20 protein-coding genes (1 of these 20 cut by a window edge) are annotated in these 17,737 nt (G+C 63.0%); 8 read left to right on the top strand and 12 right to left on the bottom strand.

Annotated elements, in window-relative coordinates:
* Nucleotides 1-36 precede the first annotated feature (36 nt).
* From IB285_RS11125 to IB285_RS11090, 8 genes are all read right to left on the bottom strand, one after another.
* The gene (locus IB285_RS11125) at nt 37-504 is read right to left on the bottom strand and encodes a hypothetical protein (RefSeq protein WP_190788237.1); all 468 of its coding nucleotides are present in this window, start codon (nt 502-504) and stop codon (nt 37-39) included.
* A gap of 72 nt (nt 505-576) precedes the next feature.
* Nucleotides 577-1,476, bottom strand: a complete 900-nt coding sequence (locus tag IB285_RS11120) for a sterol desaturase family protein (protein ID WP_190788236.1) — start codon at nt 1,474-1,476, stop codon at nt 577-579.
* A 41-nt stretch (nt 1,477-1,517) separates the two neighbouring features.
* Entirely contained in the window at nt 1,518-2,141 is a 624-nt protein-coding gene (locus IB285_RS11115) for a riboflavin synthase (protein ID WP_190788235.1), read from the bottom strand.
* Between the two features lie 16 nt (nt 2,142-2,157).
* Nucleotides 2,158-3,102 carry a bifunctional diaminohydroxyphosphoribosylaminopyrimidine deaminase/5-amino-6-(5-phosphoribosylamino)uracil reductase RibD gene (ribD, locus tag IB285_RS11110; protein WP_190788234.1) on the bottom strand — a complete coding sequence of 315 codons (945 nt, stop codon included), beginning with the start codon at nt 3,100-3,102 and terminating at the stop codon, nt 2,158-2,160.
* 29 nt (nt 3,103-3,131) lie between these two features.
* Complete coding sequence (locus IB285_RS11105) at nt 3,132-3,620, bottom strand: hypothetical protein (RefSeq protein ID WP_190788233.1); 489 nt, start codon at nt 3,618-3,620, stop codon at nt 3,132-3,134.
* Nucleotides 3,621-3,666: 46 nt separating this feature from the next.
* On the bottom strand, nt 3,667-4,401 hold the full coding sequence (locus tag IB285_RS11100) for a M48 family metallopeptidase (protein WP_190788232.1): 735 nt from the start codon (nt 4,399-4,401) through the stop codon (nt 3,667-3,669).
* Complete coding sequence (locus tag IB285_RS11095; RefSeq protein ID WP_190788231.1) at nt 4,398-4,841, bottom strand: YcgN family cysteine cluster protein; 444 nt, start codon at nt 4,839-4,841, stop codon at nt 4,398-4,400. The genes IB285_RS11100 and IB285_RS11095 overlap by 4 nt, the downstream gene beginning before the upstream one ends.
* The gene (locus IB285_RS11090) at nt 4,829-5,455 is read right to left on the bottom strand and encodes an SCO family protein (protein ID WP_190788230.1); all 627 of its coding nucleotides are present in this window, start codon (nt 5,453-5,455) and stop codon (nt 4,829-4,831) included. Before IB285_RS11090 ends, IB285_RS11095 begins: the two co-directional genes overlap by 13 nt.
* A gap of 143 nt (nt 5,456-5,598) precedes the next feature.
* Here IB285_RS11090 and IB285_RS11085 point away from each other — a divergent pair, with 143 nt between their 5' ends.
* The 3 genes from IB285_RS11085 to ssb all read left to right on the top strand — a co-directional run bounded on the left by IB285_RS11085 (nt 5,599) and on the right by ssb (nt 7,552).
* Nucleotides 5,599-6,198: an ankyrin repeat domain-containing protein gene (locus IB285_RS11085; protein ID WP_234033131.1), complete on the top strand. Its 600-nt coding sequence runs from the start codon at nt 5,599-5,601 to the stop codon at nt 6,196-6,198.
* 1 nt (nt 6,199) lies between these two features.
* Nucleotides 6,200-6,901: a COQ9 family protein gene (locus IB285_RS11080; RefSeq protein ID WP_234033130.1), complete on the top strand. Its 702-nt coding sequence runs from the start codon at nt 6,200-6,202 to the stop codon at nt 6,899-6,901.
* Between the two features lie 126 nt (nt 6,902-7,027).
* A complete protein-coding gene (gene ssb, locus IB285_RS11075) occupies nt 7,028-7,552 on the top strand; it encodes a single-stranded DNA-binding protein (RefSeq protein ID WP_190788228.1) in 525 nt (174 codons plus the stop codon).
* A 731-nt stretch (nt 7,553-8,283) separates the two neighbouring features.
* On the opposite strand, the gene IB285_RS11070 is transcribed toward ssb, so the two are convergent.
* On the bottom strand, nt 8,284-8,802 hold the full coding sequence (locus IB285_RS11070) for a YceD family protein (RefSeq protein ID WP_190788227.1): 519 nt from the start codon (nt 8,800-8,802) through the stop codon (nt 8,284-8,286).
* Nucleotides 8,802-9,311, bottom strand: a complete 510-nt coding sequence (locus IB285_RS11065) for a ubiquinol-cytochrome C chaperone family protein (RefSeq protein WP_234033129.1) — start codon at nt 9,309-9,311, stop codon at nt 8,802-8,804. Before IB285_RS11065 ends, IB285_RS11070 begins: the two co-directional genes overlap by 1 nt.
* Nucleotides 9,312-9,605: 294 nt before the next feature.
* Here IB285_RS11065 and IB285_RS11060 point away from each other — a divergent pair, with 294 nt between their 5' ends.
* The 5 genes from IB285_RS11060 (at nt 9,606) to IB285_RS11040 (ending at nt 15,440) form a co-directional block, all read left to right on the top strand.
* Nucleotides 9,606-10,097: an outer membrane protein assembly factor BamE gene (locus IB285_RS11060; protein WP_190788225.1), complete on the top strand. Its 492-nt coding sequence runs from the start codon at nt 9,606-9,608 to the stop codon at nt 10,095-10,097.
* A gap of 44 nt (nt 10,098-10,141) precedes the next feature.
* Nucleotides 10,142-10,702, top strand: a complete 561-nt coding sequence (hslV, locus tag IB285_RS11055) for an ATP-dependent protease subunit HslV (protein WP_190788224.1) — start codon at nt 10,142-10,144, stop codon at nt 10,700-10,702.
* A gap of 62 nt (nt 10,703-10,764) precedes the next feature.
* Nucleotides 10,765-12,066 carry an ATP-dependent protease ATPase subunit HslU gene (hslU, locus tag IB285_RS11050; RefSeq protein WP_190788223.1) on the top strand — a complete coding sequence of 434 codons (1,302 nt, stop codon included), beginning with the start codon at nt 10,765-10,767 and terminating at the stop codon, nt 12,064-12,066.
* Nucleotides 12,066-12,458 carry an ACT domain-containing protein gene (locus IB285_RS11045; RefSeq protein ID WP_190788222.1) on the top strand — a complete coding sequence of 131 codons (393 nt, stop codon included), beginning with the start codon at nt 12,066-12,068 and terminating at the stop codon, nt 12,456-12,458. The genes hslU and IB285_RS11045 overlap by 1 nt, the downstream gene beginning before the upstream one ends.
* Nucleotides 12,459-12,557: 99 nt before the next feature.
* Nucleotides 12,558-15,440 (top strand): M16 family metallopeptidase, encoded by a 2,883-nt coding sequence (locus tag IB285_RS11040; protein ID WP_190788221.1) that lies wholly within the window; start codon nt 12,558-12,560, stop codon nt 15,438-15,440.
* Nucleotides 15,441-15,467: 27 nt separating this feature from the next.
* On the opposite strand, the gene IB285_RS11035 is transcribed toward IB285_RS11040, so the two are convergent.
* Nucleotides 15,468-17,303: an ABCB family ABC transporter ATP-binding protein/permease gene (locus IB285_RS11035; protein WP_190788220.1), complete on the bottom strand. Its 1,836-nt coding sequence runs from the start codon at nt 17,301-17,303 to the stop codon at nt 15,468-15,470.
* Between the two features lie 86 nt (nt 17,304-17,389).
* Nucleotides 17,390-17,737 carry the end of an aspartyl protease family protein gene (locus IB285_RS11030; protein ID WP_190788219.1) on the bottom strand. 645 nt of this gene lie beyond the right edge of the window, so 348 of the gene's 993 nt are visible here — the last part of the coding sequence; its start codon lies beyond the right edge, outside the window; it ends in the stop codon at nt 17,390-17,392.

The following is a 17,737-nucleotide window of genomic DNA, read 5'->3' as shown; positions in this document are numbered from 1 at the left end:
CACAACCGTGCCTTTTCGAAATATTCGAAAGGGGACTCATCGCGCCGCTCCGGCGACGCTCTTCGGGGCGGGGTCGGTGCGCCTGAGCAGCCGCAAAAGCGCCGAATTGTCGGGCTTTCGCGCGATGGAGCGCATCTTCCCGCGATAGATGACGGGACGCCAAAGCCCGGTCTCGTTCATCCAGATCAGCTGCTTGAGTGTCAGTTTCCGCCAATCGGCTACCCGGCAATATCGCACCGGCGGTTCATCAGGCCGTGCCGGTCCACGAAGCACGAAATCCCAGGCGGCGGCGAACCCTTCCGCATCGCTGCGCTCGCGCAAAGCGTAAGCCGTTGCGCGACTTCGCCCAACACGCACGGCCGCCACGCTGACCGCGCCGATCAGGTACAGCTCGGCAAGAAACGCGCATTGCACTTGCCCCGTCCAGCCATCGCGGCGCGCGCGCAGCTTTACCGGCGTGAAGAAGGGCGGGAGATTGCGACGCTGTTGATGGCTGGGCGGCATGCATGCCAGCTAGCCACAAGTCATGGTGTGTAGGAAAGCGCGCGCAACACCCGGCACCACGCGCCGCGTTCTTCAGGCGGCGGTGAGCCCCGCATATTTCGGGCAGTCGGATCGGCACACGCCGTCATGCGACCATTCCGGTGGCCGCCAGAGGTAAGCGAGCTTGTCCTGCCACCTATCCGCGTGATCCATGCGTTCTTTTAGCTGTTTCAATCCGGCGAATTGTGCGGTGAGCGGATTGTAATCGTGAACCGGTTTGACGAGGCCGGGATTGGGCTCTTCGCCGAGATAGGCCGTGCTGGCGAACATGCGGTCGAACAGCAGCGTGACCTGCCCGTAATTCCGGTCGATATATTGCGGCTGATTGGCGTGATGAATCTTGTGCATCTTGGGCGTCATCAGCACGCGGTCGACCCAGCCGAGGCGGGGCACGTAACTCGCATGGTTCCAGATACCGAACGCGTTGGTGCAGACGCTCACCGCGATATACAGAACTGGATCGATCCCGATGAAGGCGGGGGTGACCGCGAAAAGCCGCTTTAGCTGGCCGTCGAGAAAGAAGCCGCGCGCCGCCGTCGAATGATTGAACTCGTTCGAGGAATGATGGATCGCGTGGAAGGCCCAGAAGAGCCCGACGCGGTGGTTCAGCCGGTGGTCCCAGTAATATGCGAATTCATGCGCAATGAAGGCGACCGGGATCGCGGCCCAAAGCGGGATGGCGCCGAACAGGCGCAGATTGTCATACACCAGCACATAGAGCGCGAGCGGCACGAGGATGCCGATGACGAGATTGATCACGCTCGACATCAGGTTCAGCCCGATCGAATTGAGCGCATCCTTGTTGTCGTAATCGGGATTTCCGCGGATCGCCCAGATCCTCTCGAGGATGACGCTGCCGAAATACATGGCGGCGAGGATCCACAGGGCGGCGGGACCGCCGATAAACTCAATGGCTTCGCGCAGGCTTTCCATGCGCGCAAGGTATCACGAACCCGAGAGGGCGCAATCCTGTTCTATCCCGCTGCCGCCAGCCCCTGCATCCGCTTGAGATACCGCGCGAGCACATCGATCTCCAGATTGACCTGATCGCCTTCCTTGAGGTCGCCAAGAGTGGTCACTTCGCTCGTATGCGGGATGATGTTGAGCGCGAAATCGCAGGTGCGATCGGGTTGGTCGCGCACGTCGTTAACCGTCAGCGAGACACCGTTGACGGTGATCGATCCCTTTTCCGCGATGAAGGGCGCCATGTTGGGAAGCGCGCGGATGACGACGAGCCAGCTGTCGCCCTCCTCTTTGACCTTCACCACTTCTCCCACGGCATCGACATGGCCGGTCACGATATGCCCGCCAAGCTCGTCGCCGAGGCGCAGCGAAGGTTCGATATTGAGCGCGCGGCCCTCTTCCCACATGCCGAAGACGGTGCGCGAGACGGTTTCGCCCGACACGTCGACGTCGAACCAAGCATCGCCCGCGCTGCCGCCGCGATCGACCACGGTCAGGCAGACGCCGGAACACGCGATAGAGGCACCGATGTCGATCCGGGCGGGATCGAGCGGTGCGGCGATCCGCGCCCGCAGGTCGCCGCGCTTTTCGATGCGGGTGATGGTGCCAATGGCGGTGACAATACCGGTGAACATGGGGTGCGCGCTCCTCTTAGCGGGTTCGCAGATAGGCGGTGAATTCATCGCTGCCAAGCTGGCGGCGTTCGGTCAGGGTCCAGCGCCCATGTGCCGCCGCCAGTTCTGCGAGCTCAAGACCGCCTAAACCGCGCAGCCCGTCGCCGATAAGGATCGGGGCGCGGTAGATGTGCAGTTCGTCAACCAGGTCTTCGCGCAGGAAGCTCGCGGCGGTCTCCGCGCCGCCTTCAGTGTAGAGATATTGCACCCCGTCAAGCTCGGCGATCTGATCGGGGCGGTTGATTACGGTGACACCTTCCGGCGCAACGCCGCGTGTGAGGAGCAGTCGCCGCGGGCTGCGGTCCTCCAGTCCAGGCAGACGCACATCGAGCCGCGGGCGATCCGCGCGCCACGTTCCGCCGCCCACAAGGATCGCGTCATTGCGTGCGCGCTGGGCGTGGACATGGGCGCGAGCCGCTTCGCCGGTGATCCACTGGCTGGTCCCGTCGGCGAGCGCGATGCATCCGTCGAGCGACATTGCCAGTTTCAGCGTCACATGCGGACGGCCCGCTAACCGGACCGAGAGATATCCCGCGAGGCTCGCGGCGGAGGCTGCATCCTCGAGCAGGACGGTTTCGATCCCGGCGCGTTTCAACCGCGCGATGCCTTTGCCCGAAGTGCGCGGATCGGGATCTTTCTGGCCGATCACGACGCGGGAGGGGCGGGCTTCGGCGATGACATCCGCGCAGGCCGGGCCGCGCGCCGATTCGTGTGCGCACGGCTCGAGGGTCACATACAGCGTTGCACCGCTGGCGCTTTCTTCACTCGCAGCGAACAAAGCGGCCTCGGCGTGCGGACGGCCTCCCGCCTGCGTCCAGCCGCGGGCAATCATGCCGCCATCGCGCACCAGCAATGCACCGACGCCGGGGTTCGGGCTGCTGATCGGGCGTGCGCGCGCGGCGAGCCGGGCCGCGGCTGCCATCCAATCGCTATGGCCTGGAAAGTGCGCGCTTATGGCGCCGGTTCCTCGGGCGCTGCGGGCTCGGCGTTATCCTCGCCAGCGCTGTCGGTAGAGCGGCCCAGCCGCTCGGCCCGAGCTTCGGCTTCGGCGGCTTCTTCGGCGGCACGGCGGGCATCGGCCTCGGCAGCGATCCGCTCCACATCCATGCCCGCAGCGGCGCCCAGCGCCTTGTAAAGATCGCGTTTGCGCTGGGCGAGGCGATCGGCCTGCTCCTCGCGCAGCTCCTTAACCTCCTGATTTTCGATATTCGTCGCGATAATCTCCTCATCGGAGCGCGTCGGATCGAAAGTGGTGATGTAAGTGATGCTGGGGCGGTCTGGATCCTTGTAGACCGTCTCCGAACCGAGCCAGTAGAAGATCACGCCAAACGGCGCCATCGACGCCAGCAGGATCGGATAACGCAGCGGGTTGGGCTTGCGGAACTCGTGCCAGAAATCGACGATGCCGGACGTGGGATTGAAACGCGACAGGATAGCCATATGGGCAATATAGGGCGCAATCCGGGCGAGCGCCAGACGTCAGCTTTCAGCCGAAGCTTGTATAGAGCGTTCTACCCTGTTCCTTCAGCCAGCGATCGGCGCGCGAAATGTCGCCTTCGTAGATATCGGCGAGCAGGGCATGGAAGGACGGGCTGTGATCGAAATGAACGAGATGCGCGACCTCGTGCGCGGCGACAGACCGCCGGACGAAGTCGGGCGCCTGCACCAGCCGCCAGTTGATCCGGATGCGCGATTTCTCGCTGCAACTGCCCCAGCGCCTCTGCGCGCGCGAGATGGCCACGGGGGCGGGGGAAAGGTCGGCCAAAGCGCAGTAATGCGCGACGTCATTTTCGAAGGCGGCAAGAGCCCGCCGCTCGAGCCAGCGCTGAACTCGGCTCGCTAGTCCTTCCGCTGGCCCCCCGACGTACAGCTTTCCGGCGGTTAGCACCGGGCGGCGCGGGGCATGCTTATCCCAAGCCAAGGTCACAGTCTCTCCGGCGATCATCAGAGTGCTGCCATCGCGCACCTCGCGGCGCTGCGGCACTTTCGCGCGCTGCTGCGCGAGCCATTCGGTCCGCGAATGGGCGAAATCGATCGCATCGGCGCTGCGCCCCCAGCGCGGCATGGTGATGCGCACTTCGCTGCCATCGGGGGCGAGCCTCAGCGTAAGCCGCTTGGCAGTCGGATGCCGGCGCAGGGCAATGGGCACCGCCTCTCCGCCAAGCTCGATATAGGGCTGCGCTTCCGCAGCAGGCTCGGCGCGTTTGAGCCAGTCGATCACGCTGAACTCCAATCGACGATATGGTGCTCGAGCGGCCCTGCATCGGTTTCGCTCACGACGCGGCCTGCGACCGAAACTCCCGCCCGGTGCACGTCCTCACGGTCGCCGCTGATGAGATGATGCCAGCCGTGCAGCGGCCGTCCCGCTGCGCGCAAGCGATAAGCGCAAGTGTCCGGCAGCCATGGCACGTCCTCGACAATGGCCAGCGTGAGCCGCAGGCAATCGGGGACGAAAGCCTTGCGATTGCGGTAATCGGAGCATTGCGCGGTGCCCGTGTCGAGCAGCTTGCACGCGACGTTGGTATCGGCGATCTCGGCGGTGTCGGCGTCTTCGATCTTGTGCAGGCAGCAGCGCCCGCACCCATCGCACAGCGCCTCCCACTCGGCCCGCGTCAATTCGGCGAGCGGACGCTCCCAGAACCGGTCTCTCAGCTCACCCATTTGTCGATTTCGGCGGCGACCGCTTCGGCGCCCTGATCGGTCGGCAAGGTCGCCAGCGGCTCACCCGATGGACCGAACAGATAGGTGATGTTCGAATGGTTCATCAGGTACTGGCCGCCGCCCAGATCCTCGCCTTTCTCATAATAGACGCGAAAGGTGTCCGCTGCCGCCTTTACCTGCTCGGGTGTGCCGGTGAGGCCGATGAGGTCTTCCGAGAACGCATCGGTGAATTCGCCGACGACTTCGGGCGTGTCGCGCTCGGGATCGATAGTGATGAAGATCGGCTGGATCTTGGCGACCTTTTCCGGCTCGCTTTCATCCAGCTTCTTGAGGCCGCGCGCCATCTGGCCGACATCGATCGGGCAGACATCGGGGCAATAGGCATAGCCGAAATAGACAATCCGGTACTGCCCATCGAAATCGCCCCAACGCACCGTCTCGCCAGCGGGATTGACCAGCTCGAATTCGCCGCCGATGCTCGCGCCGGCGAGCGGCGGTTCTTCGGGCGGCGCTGCAATCTCCGGCCCGCCGCAGGCCGACAGGCCGAGCGCCGCCGCAAAGGCGATGCCGCCGACTAACAGGCGAGGTCGAGAGGGCTTGGCTAGGTGGTTCATGCTCTGCTAACTGCAATGGGATCAAAGGGACGCTTTCAGGGGTTCCCTCCACAATCGTGTGACATGTTATGGACAAGGATCAAAGCGCGTTGGATTATGTTTTGCGCAAATTAGGGCGCGGCGGGGCAATTGCCAGTGCGGTTTTGGCAAGTCTGCTTGCAGCGGTCGCGATCGGGTCGGTACCGGCGGCGGCGCAGCTGTTTTCGCCCGGCTACGAGTTTCTTCAGGCGGTCGAGGACCGCGATGGCGATGCAGTGACGGCGATGCTCAACGAACCGGGCGCGGGCAAGACGCTGGTCAACACCCGCGACATCACCAGCGGCGATACCGGCCTGCACATCGTGACCCGCCGGCGGGATGCGCTGTGGGTGCGGTTCCTGATCCAGCGCGGCGCAAACCCCAATGTTCGCAACAACAAGGGGGTGATGCCGCTGCAGATCGCGACGCGGCTCGGCTTCGATGCCGGGGTCGAGGAACTGCTGAAAGGCGGGGCGCAGATCAATGTTGCCGACAGCCAGGGCGAAACGCCGCTGATTTCAGCCGTGCACCAACGCAACATCCCGCTCGTCCGGCGCTTTCTGAAAGAGGGTGCAAATCCCGATCGCAGCGACAATTCGGGCCGGTCGGCGCGCGATTACATCGAGTTGATGAACCAGAACACCTTGCTCAAGCTGGAACTGGAAAAAGCCGACGAGGAACGCGGTGATGAGGGAACCGTCGAGCAGTACGGGCCTTCTTTCTGATATGAACCCCACCGCCATGAATGACGCCAATCCCGATTTTGACGACATGACGCTGGACGAGCTGCGCATCGCGCTTGCTCCTGAAATTGCGGCGTCCGCTATCTTCGATGGCTGGAACGAGACCGCGCTGCTGGCAGCAGCGGACATGGCCGGGGCCGATCCCGATATCGCCAAGCTCGCCTTTCCTGACAAGCCGCTGGGCGGGCGCGCGATGGACATGATCGAGGCGTGGATCACCAGCGTCGATCAGCAGATGGAAGCCGCCTGGCCGCCCGAACGCCTCGCCGAACTGAAGATCCGTGAACGCATTCGCACACTCGTCGCTTTCCGGCTCGAGGCGGTCGCCGATGTCGATGAGGCGGTGCGCCGGGCGATGTCGATCATGGCGATGCCGCAGAACGCGCCTCGTTCGCTGCATCTGGGCTGGCGCTCGGCCGACCTGATGTGGCGGCTCGCCGGGGACACCGCGACCGATTACAACCACTATACGAAGCGCACGATCCTCGCCGGGATTTACAGCGCGACGCTCGCGGTGTTCGTCAATGACGACAGCGAGGGCAAGGCGAAGACCTACGAATTTCTCGACCGGCGCATCGACGGGGTGATGAAGTTCGAGAAGGCGAAGGCGAAGTTCACCAATCGCAATGTCGAACTGCCCAGCCTGACCCGGTTCCTCGGGCGGTTGCGTTACCCCAGTAGGTAGAAACCTCCATTTCAGAGGTGGAAAACGGTGTGAGCCTGTCGCGCTGACGGGCGCGCTGCCCTATTACCCCTCAAGAGAATCGCGCGGGACAGTCCGCGCCACGGTGACGATGAAGAGGATATTTGGATGGCGGGTTCGCTCAATAAGGTCATGCTGATCGGCAATCTCGGGGCGGACCCCGAAATCCGCAGCTTCCAGAACGGCGGCAAGGTCGCAAACCTGCGTATCGCGACGAGCGAGACGTGGAAGGACCGCAACACCGGTGAGCGTCAGGAACGCACCGAATGGCACACGGTCGCGATCTTCTCCGAAGGCTTGGTGAACGTGGTCGAGCGCTATCTGAAAAAGGGCTCGAAGGTCTTCATTGAAGGCAAGCTGCAGACGCGCAAATGGCAGGACCAGAATGGCCAGGATCGCTATTCCACCGAAGTCGTCCTGCGCGGTTTTGATGGGACGCTGACCATGCTTGATGGCGCTGGTGGTGCTGGCGGCGGCGGTGGTGGAGGCGGCTATGGCGGCGGAAATCAGGGCGGCGGAGCTCAAAGCAGCGGCGGAGGCGGCTGGAACCAGGGCGGCGGCGGTCAGGGCGGCAGCTCCGGCGGAGGCCAAGGCGGCGGCTATGATGATCTGGACGACGACATCCCGTTTTGATTTGTAGCTCTAGTATGCTCGTCAGACCCGCTAGGCGATTCTAGAATCCGTATGATTGTGCGAGCCTCTTTGCTTTTTACGGGAAAGATAAACACGCCTCCACATGGGCGCTGATACGGGCGGAATGGGGTCAGATCGGCCTTCGGAAGCGTCTTTTTGCTCGAATCGCGAATCGACGAGGTAAGTGAGCCGGCGCCATTCAGCGCGATCAGGTATGTTCCAGGAGCGAGCCTGCTAGGTACACCGAAGCTCCAGTCAATCCATTTTACGGTGAGTGTGGTCGGCGCTTCTCCCACCAAAACCCGATCGACGTCGATTTCGAACCGCGCGTAATCGTGAGTGATGCTTTCCTCTTCGTCTTGATAGACTTGGCGCGACTCTTGAGGAACGTTTGGCGAAGCCAGCATCCCATCGCGAAATGCCTGATCCTTGATTATCCGATAGTCATTTATACTACCGATTACTACGAGGTCCGCGTGCCTCACATCCTTTGCTTCGAATGGAGAGAACATTCTACAGGCATGCGCAGCACTAGGAACCGTCGCTGATATGAAGAACGCGGCGAGGAAAACTTTTCGACCCAGGCTCTTCGCTACCGCTATCACACTGATCACACCCGTGGCACACTGAAGATACTCGCAGACTGAACTTGAAAGCCTTAACGGTAACTTAAAGTCATTGGAGTGCAGCCACGCTCGGCCAATTGCTCGGCAGGTGGTCAGCCTGGGCGCTCAACCCTTCTTCAGCGGCGCCAGTGCGTCCGCCAGAGGGCCATCCTGCTGGCCCTCTTCGACAATACCCGCTTCCTCGCGCGCGGCGTCGGCATTGGGGCCTTCCGCGTAAGGATCGATGGCGAGGCCGAGTGTCTGCGCGACCGCTTCGCCCAGGTCGAACATGTCGCCTTCATATTCGATCTCGTCGCAATCGTCGGCTTCGAGCTCGATTTCCTCGCCCTCTTCATAGTGCAGACTGCCTTCGGGGACGAAGCGCAGGTCGAGCGGCTCCGAAATCGACACGGGGAAATCTTCGAGCGAGACGGCGCAGGTCTGCATGATGTCGGCGGTGACGAGGCCGGTCGCGCGCACCGCCTTGCCCTTGTCCTCAAGCTGGATTTCCGCGTGGAGCCGCTCCACCGAAGCGAGGCCGAACCGCTCTGCTAGCGCAGCGCGAGCGGCGTCATCGGCCGTGATGACCACCGGATCGGCGGGCAGGGGGCGCGCCTTGACGAAGTGCGACAGCTCGTCAGACATCACCAGATACCGCTCGCTTTCAGCATTTCCTCGTCGCTGTATCCGCCGAGCCGCTCCGACAAAGCGAGCAGCTTGCCCGCGACGCACTGAGCGGCGGCGGGCTCATCGGCTCCGTCGGCAAAAGTCACGTTGCGGCCAATCGCAGCTTCCAGCTTTTCGCGGTCGTTTTCGGTGAGCGCGCTGCGATATGCGCCGAGCCTGCCGCCAAGCACGCTCATCAGCTTGCCGACATGCTTGCCGACGACGACATCATTGATGCCGAGTTCGCGCAATTGCCCGTCCATGTCCTCGACGAACAGCTCCGCGAGGAGCGCGCTTTCGGCCCGCATGTCGGATGCCTCGACCCGCACCATGACCGTGCACAGGATCGCGGTGATGAGGTCGAAGCGGCCTGCAACCGTGTCGGCGACCTGGCAATCGCTGTAGAAAGAAGGCTCACGCGCCAGCTCGATCACGCGGTGCCACAGCGGGCGCACGCCTTCGCGCGGATCGGGGGCGGTGCCAAGCATGCGGGAAAAGAAGGACATCGAGGGCAATTTCTTTCATTCTGGCGCGCAATCGAAGGAGGCGCGCGGACAAATAGCTTCAGTCTCGCCAACCCGGAATGCAGGCGGTCGTTCCGCATATGCGGCGAGAATGCACTCGCCGTGACCGTATTCAGGCGCAATTCAACCGCTTCATCCCAATCCGGCTCGCCCGCGAACATTGCAAGGCCGCAGGCTTCGCCTTAAGGGCATTTCAAACAGATATAGGAAGCCGCCCCCGCGCGGCAATGACAGAGCAGACAGGAACTGACCGGGACGATGGCTCAACGAATTCGAGGTTTTGACTGGGTAACAGGGCGCGGCGCAAAAGCCGCCTTGCTCGCGGGCGCGGTGCTGGCGCTCGGGGCGTGCTCTTCGATCCGCGAATCGCGCGGCTACGTTGTCGATCCGCTTCTGGTCCAGTCGATCCAGCCGGGCATCGACAATCAGCGCTCCGTCGAAGGGACGCTTGGCCGCCCGACCTTCACCAGCCAGTATGGCGAGCCGACCTGGTATTACGTGTCCAGCGTCACCGGACGCCGGCCATTCGTGCGCCCGCGCATTCGGACCCATACTGTGCTCGCAGTGCAGTTCGATGAGGCGGGCAATGTCGCGACTGTCGACAATAGCGGGATCGCCGATGTCGTGTTCCTGCAGCCCGACGGCGACAAGACGCCGACCCTTGGGCGGGAGCGCGGCTTCCTCGAAGACCTGTTCGGCAATATCGGCCAGGTTGGCAGTGGCGGAGGCCCAGGCCCTGGCGGCCAGTAAGCCGCCTGCTTGACGCGGTCGATCCAGCGCCCATATCGCTCGCCATGACGAATGACACGGCGAGCCACGGCCTTACCCAGTGGCACGGCACCACCATTGTCGGCGTGAAGCGCGGCGACAAGACCGTGATTGCGGGCGATGGTCAGGTTTCCATGGGCAACACCGTGATGAAGCCGAATGCGCGCAAGGTGCGCCGGATCGGCGAAGGCGGCAAAGTCGTCGCCGGTTTTGCCGGAGCGACAGCCGATGCCTTCACCTTGTTCGAGCGGCTCGAGGCGAAGCTTGAGCAATATTCCGGCCAATTGATGCGCGCTGCTGTCGAGCTCGCCAAGGATTGGCGGACCGACAAGTATCTGCGCAATCTCGAAGCGTTGATGATCGTCGCTGACAGCGAAAGCCTGCTCGTGCTGACGGGCAATGGCGACGTGCTCGAACCCGAAGGCGGTATCGCAGCGATCGGATCGGGCGGCAATTACGCACTCGCCGCTGCCCGCGCACTCGCGCAATATGAAGACGATGCAGAACAGATCGCGCGCAAGGCGATGGGCGTCGCTTCGGACATCTGCGTTTTCACCAACGGCAACGTCACGCTCGAAACCGTCTGAGCGCACGTCCGCGCGTCCCAGAATCAGGCCCAAACCCAGCCCTTCCAGAATTTCAGGATTACATGACCGACAACCTCACTCCCAAGGCGATTGTCGCCGCCCTCGACGAGCACATTATCGGGCAGAAGGATGCCAAGCGCGCGGTTGCCGTGGCGCTGCGCAACCGCTGGCGTCGCCAACGGCTTGGCGCGGATCTGCGCGATGAAGTTACGCCGAAAAACATCCTCATGATCGGCCCGACCGGCTGCGGCAAAACCGAAATCAGCCGCCGCCTTGCCAAGCTGGCCGAAGCGCCTTTCGTGAAGATCGAAGCGACCAAGTTTACGGAAGTCGGCTATGTCGGCCGCGATGTCGAACAGATCGCCCGTGACCTCGTCGAAGAAGCGATCCGGCTGGAAAAGGATCGCCGCCGTGAGGCTGTGCGCGAAGCGGCGAGTGAGGCAGCCATGGAGCGGCTGCTCGATGCGCTTGTGGGCCAGAACGCCAGCGAGGCCACGCGCGAAAGCTTCCGCCAGCGGATCACCGACAACTCGATGAACGATACCGAGGTCGAGATCGAAGTGACCGAAGCCCCCTCGATGCCGTTCGATATGGGCGGCGCGGGCGGCAATATGGGCATGATCGACCTTTCCGACATGCTGGGCAAGGCGATGGGCAAGGCCCCGACCAAGCGTCGCAAGCTGCGCGTGCCCGATGCGTGGGACAAGCTGGTCGACGAAGAAGCGGAAAAGCGCATGGATCAGGATGACGTTGCGCGCGTTGCGCTCGCCAATGCCGAAACTAACGGGATCGTTTTCCTCGACGAGATCGACAAGATCGCTGTGAGCGATGTGCGCGGCGGCTCGGTCAGCCGCGAAGGCGTGCAGCGCGACCTGCTGCCACTGATCGAGGGGACCACGGTTTCGACCAAGTATGGCCCGATGAAAACCGACCACGTGCTCTTCATCGCGAGCGGCGCGTTCCATGTCGCCAAGCCTTCGGACATGCTGCCCGAATTGCAAGGCCGCCTGCCGATCCGGGTCGAGCTGCGCGCTCTCACCGAAGAGGATTTCGTGCGCATCCTTTCCGAAACGCGCGCCAATCTGGTCGAGCAATATCGCGCGCTGATCGGCACGGAGAAAGTCGAGCTCGTCTTCACCGAAGATTCCGTTCAGGAAGTCGCCAAGATCGCGGCGACGGTGAACGAAAACGTTGAGAATATCGGCGCCCGCCGTTTGCAGACCGTCATGGAAAAACTGATCGAGGACATCAGTTTCGAGGCCGAAGAGCACACCGGCGAAACGATCACGATCGATGCGGCCTATGTGCGCGAGCGGCTCGATACGCTGGCGGGCAACACCGACCTCTCCAAATACATCCTCTGATGGTCCGGCTTGTCAGCAATCTTGCGGATATGCTGGCGGGCCTGAAGCCGGAACTGTGCGAGGATCACGGTTGGGCATTCCGAGCGCTGGCGGCAGACGAAGCATTGCCAGCAGACGCCTTCGCGGTGATACGGGAGACGGAGGGGCTCTGCGCGATCATTCCCGCCGCAGCGGGCGATCATCGGCCGATATTCGCCCGCATTACTCTGCAGGTTCATTCCGACGTAGAAGGTGTGGGCCTGACCGCCGCGGTTTCCCAAGCGCTCGCGCAGGAAGGAATAGCCTGCAACGTGATCGCGGGCCTCCACCACGACCATCTCTTTGTTCCGTGGGAACGGCGCGGCGCAGCGATGGTAGCCCTCAAAAAGCGCCGCGACGACGCGCGTCGATGAATCTTGGCGCTTGGCAGGGCGCGCGGGCATAAGTTCTTGAGGAAAGCTCGCCGGATCGCTTTAGTGCGGGCTGCGAATTTGAACCGGGGACTGAATACCATGATCAGGAAATCCATGCTGGCCGGCGTTGCCGCCGCCGCCTTCGTTGCAGCCACGCCCGCCTCCGGGCACGGCACCGACGATCACGGACCGGGCGAGCATGCGGAGCTTTCCGCCCCCGCAATCGAATATTCGCTGTGGACGCTCAAGAACGGTTTGCGCGTTATTGCCATTCCCGATGCGAGCACCAGCACGGTGACTACCTCGCTGTGGTACGATATCGGGTCGAAGCTCGATCCCGAAGGCCGCAGCGGCTTTGCGCACCTGTTCGAGCATATCCTCAGCCGCAAGACCGAGAACATGCCGTACAATATGATCTACGGTCTCACCGCGGATATTGGCGGCACACGCAACGCGTCCAACTGGATCGATCGCACCAACTATTTCGAGCAGGTGCCCGCGGAGTACCTTGAGACGATGCTGTGGACCCACCGCGAACGCATGGCGAAGGTCGTGGTCGACGACGAAGTGTTCGAAACCGAGCGCGGCGTTGTGAAAGAGGAATTGCGCCAGCGCGTGCTCGCGCCGCCCTATGGCCGGTTGCAGCGCTTCGTGATTGCGGAGAACGCTTATGACGTCATGCCGCATCGCCGCCCTGGCATCGGGTCGATCGAAGATCTCGACAGCGCGACACTCGATGATGCGCGGGCGTTTTATGAAGCCTATTATGGCCCCGATACCGCGACGCTCATCGTTGCAGGCAATTTTGAGCTTGAGCGGCTGCGCGCGTTGGTCGAAACCTATTTCGGCGACATCCCGCCGCGTGCGAACCCTGTCGATATCGCGATCGAGATACGTGAGCTCGAAGCGTCCGGCCCTCGCACCGTCAACGCGACTGCGCCCAATGTGCCGCTGCCGGTTGTCGGCGCGGTGTGGAAAGCGCCGCCGACGACTGACCCTGACGCAGCTGCGCTCGAAGTGCTCGAGGCGGTGCTTTCGCGCGGCGACAACAGCCGGCTCGACAACGCGCTCGTGCGCAGCGGGCAGGCCGTGCAGGTTGCCGCAAGCGTCCTCCTGTTTCGCGAAGCAGGGCAGATCGCGACCTATGCGGTCGTTTCCGGAGACGACAAGATGGCGCCTGCGACCGAGACGCTCGATGCTGAAATCGAGCGTATCCGCACCGAGCCCATTACGGACGAGGAGCTTGCCGAGGCCAAAAGCGAAATCGTCTCGGGCACGCTGCGCCGCCGCGAAACCGCGCGCGGGCGGGCTTTCGAGCTTGGCGAGGCGCTCGTATCGTCGGGCGATCCCGACTTTGCCGACTATCGCCTTCGTCAGATCACACAGGTGACGGCGGAGGATGTGATGCGCGTGGCAGCGAAATATCTCGATCCGCAAAAGCGCGTGAGCATCACGTACACGCAGGGCGAAGACGACCCTTCGAAATATGCGAACCCGGTTCCGCTGCCGGAGTTTCGCACGCTTCCGCCTGCGACGGGAGAAATTCGTTCGGTCAAGTCGGAGGGCGAGCGTATGCAGCCGCCCGGTCCGGGTACCGCGCCAGAGGTTGCCGCGCCCGAGATCGTGGAGGCCCGCCTGGCCAACGATATCCGCGTCGTCGCGGTCCAGACCGGGGACGTGCCGATCGCGACGATCTCAATGCTGGTCCCCGGAGGTAGCAAGACCGATCCGCGGACGAAGGCAGGGATTGCGCAGCTTGCCGCCTCGCTCGCTGAAAAAGGCGTGGACGGCATGGATGCACAGGAGATTGCTGCGAAGTTCGAAAGCCTCGGTGCGTCTTTCGGCGGCGGCGCTGGCAGCGACGGCACGGTGTTCAGCCTGACGGCGCCGGTCGCGAATATGGACGAGGCAGGGGCGCTCGCGGCGCGGATTGTGCGCGGGGCGACCTATCCCGAGGACGAGTTTGCGCGCGAACGGGACCGCGCAGCCAGCGGGCTTCGCGTGTCGATGCAGGAGCCGGGCAGTCTTTCGCGCTACATTGCGCGCGTCGCAATGTACGGCGATGCGCCCTATGGCACTCAGCCGGAAGGCACTGCGGAATCGCTCGCGGCGATCACGCGCGAGGATCTGATCGCCCACCGCGAAGCCTATTTCCACCCCGATACCATGCAGATCGTGGCTAGCGGCGGGATTGACCCTGAAGCCGCCATCGCCCTTGCCGAAGACATGTTCGGCGACTGGAGCGTCGATACGGAGGCGGGCGATGTGCCGGCCGAAGCTGCGGGCGAGAGCCAGCCGGTGCGCACGATCGTGGTCGACATGCCCGATGCAGGACAGGCCTCCGTCATTGCGGCCGTGCGAGCTCCATCGCGCAACGATGCCGATTTCTATCCGCTGGAACTTGCGAACAGCGTGCTCGGCGGCGGATCGAGCGGGCGTCTGTTCGAGGAAATCCGGACCAAGCGCTCGCTCAGCTACGGTGCCTATTCGGGCTTCGCCGATCGCGCGGATGAATCGATCCTGACCGCTAGCGCACAGACGAAAAACGAAACGGCGGGCGAAGTCGCTGAAATCCTGCTCAATGAATTCGGCCGTCTCGGCAGCGAGCCGCTTGGCGAAGAGCTGCTGGCCAAGCGCAGGCTCTATCTGGCAGGACGCTATGCCCGCGCGCTGGAGACGAGTGGCGGTTTCAACAGCATCGTCGCAAACCTGCTGCAACAGGGCCTGGACCCGGCGGAGGCCATCGAGCTGGCCGATCGGCTGGAGGCGGTCGGATCCGATGCCGCGAGCGCGGCGGCGCAGACCTATGTCGATCCGGCAAAGGCGACCGTGGTCATCGTGGGCGATGCGGCGCAATTCCTGGAGGACCTGCAGAAGGTGCGCGGTGAGGTCGAAGTGATCCCGGCGTATGAGCTAAACCTCGCCTCGGCTGATCTGCGGCGGGAAAGTGTCGGTGCTGAGGCTACTAGCGACGCAGACTGATCCGCGCCGAAGCTGGGCACAGTTGGATCACTCCGCCGCTTCGGGCTCCGCATCGTTGTTGCGCTCGGCGGCCTGCTGTGCCCACATTTCGGTGTAGAGCCCGCCCATCGCGAGCAGTTCTTCATGCGTGCCGCTTTCGGCAAGTTCGCCGCCATCGAGCACGATGATCCTATCGGCATCGGCCACGGTCGATAGACGGTGCGCGATCGCGATGGTGGTGCGACCCTGTTCGAGCCGTTTCAGAGTGCCGAGGATTTCCTGCTCGGTCCGGGTGTCGAGCGCGCTGGTCGCCTCGTCCAGCAGCAGGATCGGAGGGTTCTTCACCAGTGTTCTTGCAATGGCGACGCGCTGCTTTTCCCCGCCTGACAACTTCAGGCCGCGCTCGCCAACGGTGGTTTCGAACCCATCGGGCAGCCGTTCGATCAGCGGCATGAGCGCAGCATCGCTGGCAGCCTGCGCGACCACTTCATCGCTTGCGCCTTCCGCGCCGTAGGCGATGTTGTAGGCGAGCGTGTCGTTGAACAGCACGCTGTCCTGCGGAACGATGCCGATCGCCGCGCGCACGCTTTCCTGCTGGACCTCTGCGATGTCCTGTCCGTCGATCAGGATGCGCCCGCCCTGCGGATCGTAGAAGCGGAACAGCAGCCGCCCGATGGTGCTTTTTCCGGCGCCCGACGGCCCGACGATGGCAAGCGAGGATCCGGCGGGCACCTCGAAGCTCAAACCCTTCAGGATCGTGCGACCGTCTTCATACTGAAAGGTCACATTGTCGAATGCGACGTGGGGCTCCCGTACGGAAAGCGCGGGTGCGCCGGGCGCGTCCTTAACCTCGATCTCTGTGTCCATCAGGCGGAACATCTCGCCCATATCGACGAGGCCCTGACGGATGGTGCGGTACACCCATCCGAGCAGGTCGAGCGGGCGGAACAGCTGCATCAGATACGTGTTCACGAAAACTAGATCGCCAACGGTCAGATCTCCACGGCTCCAGCCCCACACCGTATAAGCCATTGCGCCTGCCATCAGCGTATTGGTGATGAGCGACTGAGTGATATTCAGCAGGCCGAGCGAGTTTTCGGATTTGATCGCCGCCTCGGCATAGGCTCTCGCCGCGCCGGAATAGCGTTCTTCCTCGCGCTTCTCCGCGCCGAAGTATTTGACCGTCTCGAAGTTCAGAAGCGAATCGACCGCGCGGTGCAAGGCTTGCCCGTCGAGGTCGTTCATCTCGCGCCGCAGTTTAGTCCGCCATTCGGTGATCCAGCGGGTGACGGCGATATAGACGACAACGGTGAAGGCGGTCGCTGCGACCAGTTCCCAACCGAAATTGAGATAGAAGATCACGCCCACCGCGATCAGTTCGACAGCAGTGGGGGCGATGTTGAACAGCAGGAAATAGAGCATGGAATCGATGCTCTTGGTTCCGCGCTCGATAATCTTGGTGACTTCGCCGGTGCGCCGGGTGAGATGAAAACGCAGGCTGAGGCGGTGGAGCCGGTGGAAGACGTCCTGCGCCAGGCTGAGCGTTGCGACCTGCCCAACCCGCTCGAACGCGACGTTGCGCAGATTGTCGAACAGCACCGACGTAAACCGGCCAAGCCCATAGGCCGCGACCAGCGCGAGCGCGACCGAGGCACCGTCTCCGACCGGCCCGGCCATCGCATCCGCGGCTCCTTTATATGCAAAGGGAAGCGCCAGCGTGACACCCTTCGCCGCGAGCACGAACAGCATGGCGGCGATGATCCGGCGGCGCAGCGGCCAATTACCCTTGGGCCACAGATAGGGAACGAACCGCTTGAGCGTTGCCCAGCCTTCGGCCTCGGGCGGGCTCGTGGGTCTGTCGGTTGTGGCGGTATCGGGCGGCATTGCGCTCGCACATGTGGGCGCGCTTTACCGGTTCGGCAAGGCAGCGCGGATCAGGCCGGAGCCCGGCGCATCCCTGCTTCGCGCTCTTACCGCCGCATCGGGCTGTAATAATTCGACTGGTTTACACGCCTGAGCGCGCGGGCCACATCGCGCGGCACGTCAAACAGAATGCGCTGGCTGGCAAAATCGATCGCCACGCGGTCGAACATCTTGAGGTGTTGCATGCCAAGCGAAAGGACAGGCTGGTCCTTAAGTCCAAGCGCTTCGAATGCCGGGGCATCGGCAAAGGCGAGCGGTACGTTCTGCAAGGACAGCCCTTCGATTTCGAGCGTGCGCACGAACGACAGATCGCCGGCCATCTTCACGCCGTTGACGTCCATCGTCATGACTTCCTGTGATCGTTTCGCCTTGATCTTGTTGCGCAGCGCGGTGTT

Origin of the sequence: Erythrobacter rubeus, assembly GCF_014705715.1 — a bacterium.
GTDB lineage: Bacteria > Pseudomonadota > Alphaproteobacteria > Sphingomonadales > Sphingomonadaceae > Erythrobacter > Erythrobacter rubeus.
The sequence above is the reverse complement of the archived record's forward strand: the minus strand, read 5'-3'. Positions and strand labels throughout refer to the sequence as shown.

Bases quoted from the DNA above. Each gene is read 5' to 3' on its own strand.
- IB285_RS11125 (WP_190788237.1), bottom strand. From the start codon at position 504: ATGCCGCCCAGCCATCAACAGCGTCGCAATCTCCCGCCCTTCTTCACG.
- IB285_RS11120 (WP_190788236.1), bottom strand. From the start codon at position 1,476: ATGGAAAGCCTGCGCGAAGCCATTGAGTTTATCGGCGGTCCCGCCGCC.
- IB285_RS11115 (WP_190788235.1), bottom strand. From the start codon at position 2,141: ATGTTCACCGGTATTGTCACCGCCATTGGCACCATCACCCGCATCGAA.
- ribD (WP_190788234.1), bottom strand. From the start codon at position 3,102: ATGGCAGCCGCGGCCCGGCTCGCCGCGCGCGCACGCCCGATCAGCAGC.
- IB285_RS11105 (WP_190788233.1), bottom strand. From the start codon at position 3,620: ATGGCTATCCTGTCGCGTTTCAATCCCACGTCCGGCATCGTCGATTTC.
- IB285_RS11095 (WP_190788231.1), bottom strand. From the start codon at position 4,841: ATGGGTGAGCTGAGAGACCGGTTCTGGGAGCGTCCGCTCGCCGAATTG.
- IB285_RS11090 (WP_190788230.1), bottom strand. From the start codon at position 5,455: ATGAACCACCTAGCCAAGCCCTCTCGACCTCGCCTGTTAGTCGGCGGC.
- IB285_RS11080 (WP_234033130.1), top strand. From the start codon at position 6,200: ATGAACCCCACCGCCATGAATGACGCCAATCCCGATTTTGACGACATG.
- ssb (WP_190788228.1), top strand. From the start codon at position 7,028: ATGGCGGGTTCGCTCAATAAGGTCATGCTGATCGGCAATCTCGGGGCG.
- IB285_RS11070 (WP_190788227.1), bottom strand. From the start codon at position 8,802: ATGTCTGACGAGCTGTCGCACTTCGTCAAGGCGCGCCCCCTGCCCGCC.
- IB285_RS11065 (WP_234033129.1), bottom strand. From the start codon at position 9,311: ATGCTTGGCACCGCCCCCGATCCGCGCGAAGGCGTGCGCCCGCTGTGG.
- IB285_RS11060 (WP_190788225.1), top strand. From the start codon at position 9,606: ATGGCTCAACGAATTCGAGGTTTTGACTGGGTAACAGGGCGCGGCGCA.
- hslV (WP_190788224.1), top strand. From the start codon at position 10,142: ATGACGAATGACACGGCGAGCCACGGCCTTACCCAGTGGCACGGCACC.
- hslU (WP_190788223.1), top strand. From the start codon at position 10,765: ATGACCGACAACCTCACTCCCAAGGCGATTGTCGCCGCCCTCGACGAG.
- IB285_RS11045 (WP_190788222.1), top strand. From the start codon at position 12,066: ATGGTCCGGCTTGTCAGCAATCTTGCGGATATGCTGGCGGGCCTGAAG.
- IB285_RS11040 (WP_190788221.1), top strand. From the start codon at position 12,558: ATGATCAGGAAATCCATGCTGGCCGGCGTTGCCGCCGCCGCCTTCGTT.
- IB285_RS11035 (WP_190788220.1), bottom strand. From the start codon at position 17,303: ATGCCGCCCGATACCGCCACAACCGACAGACCCACGAGCCCGCCCGAG.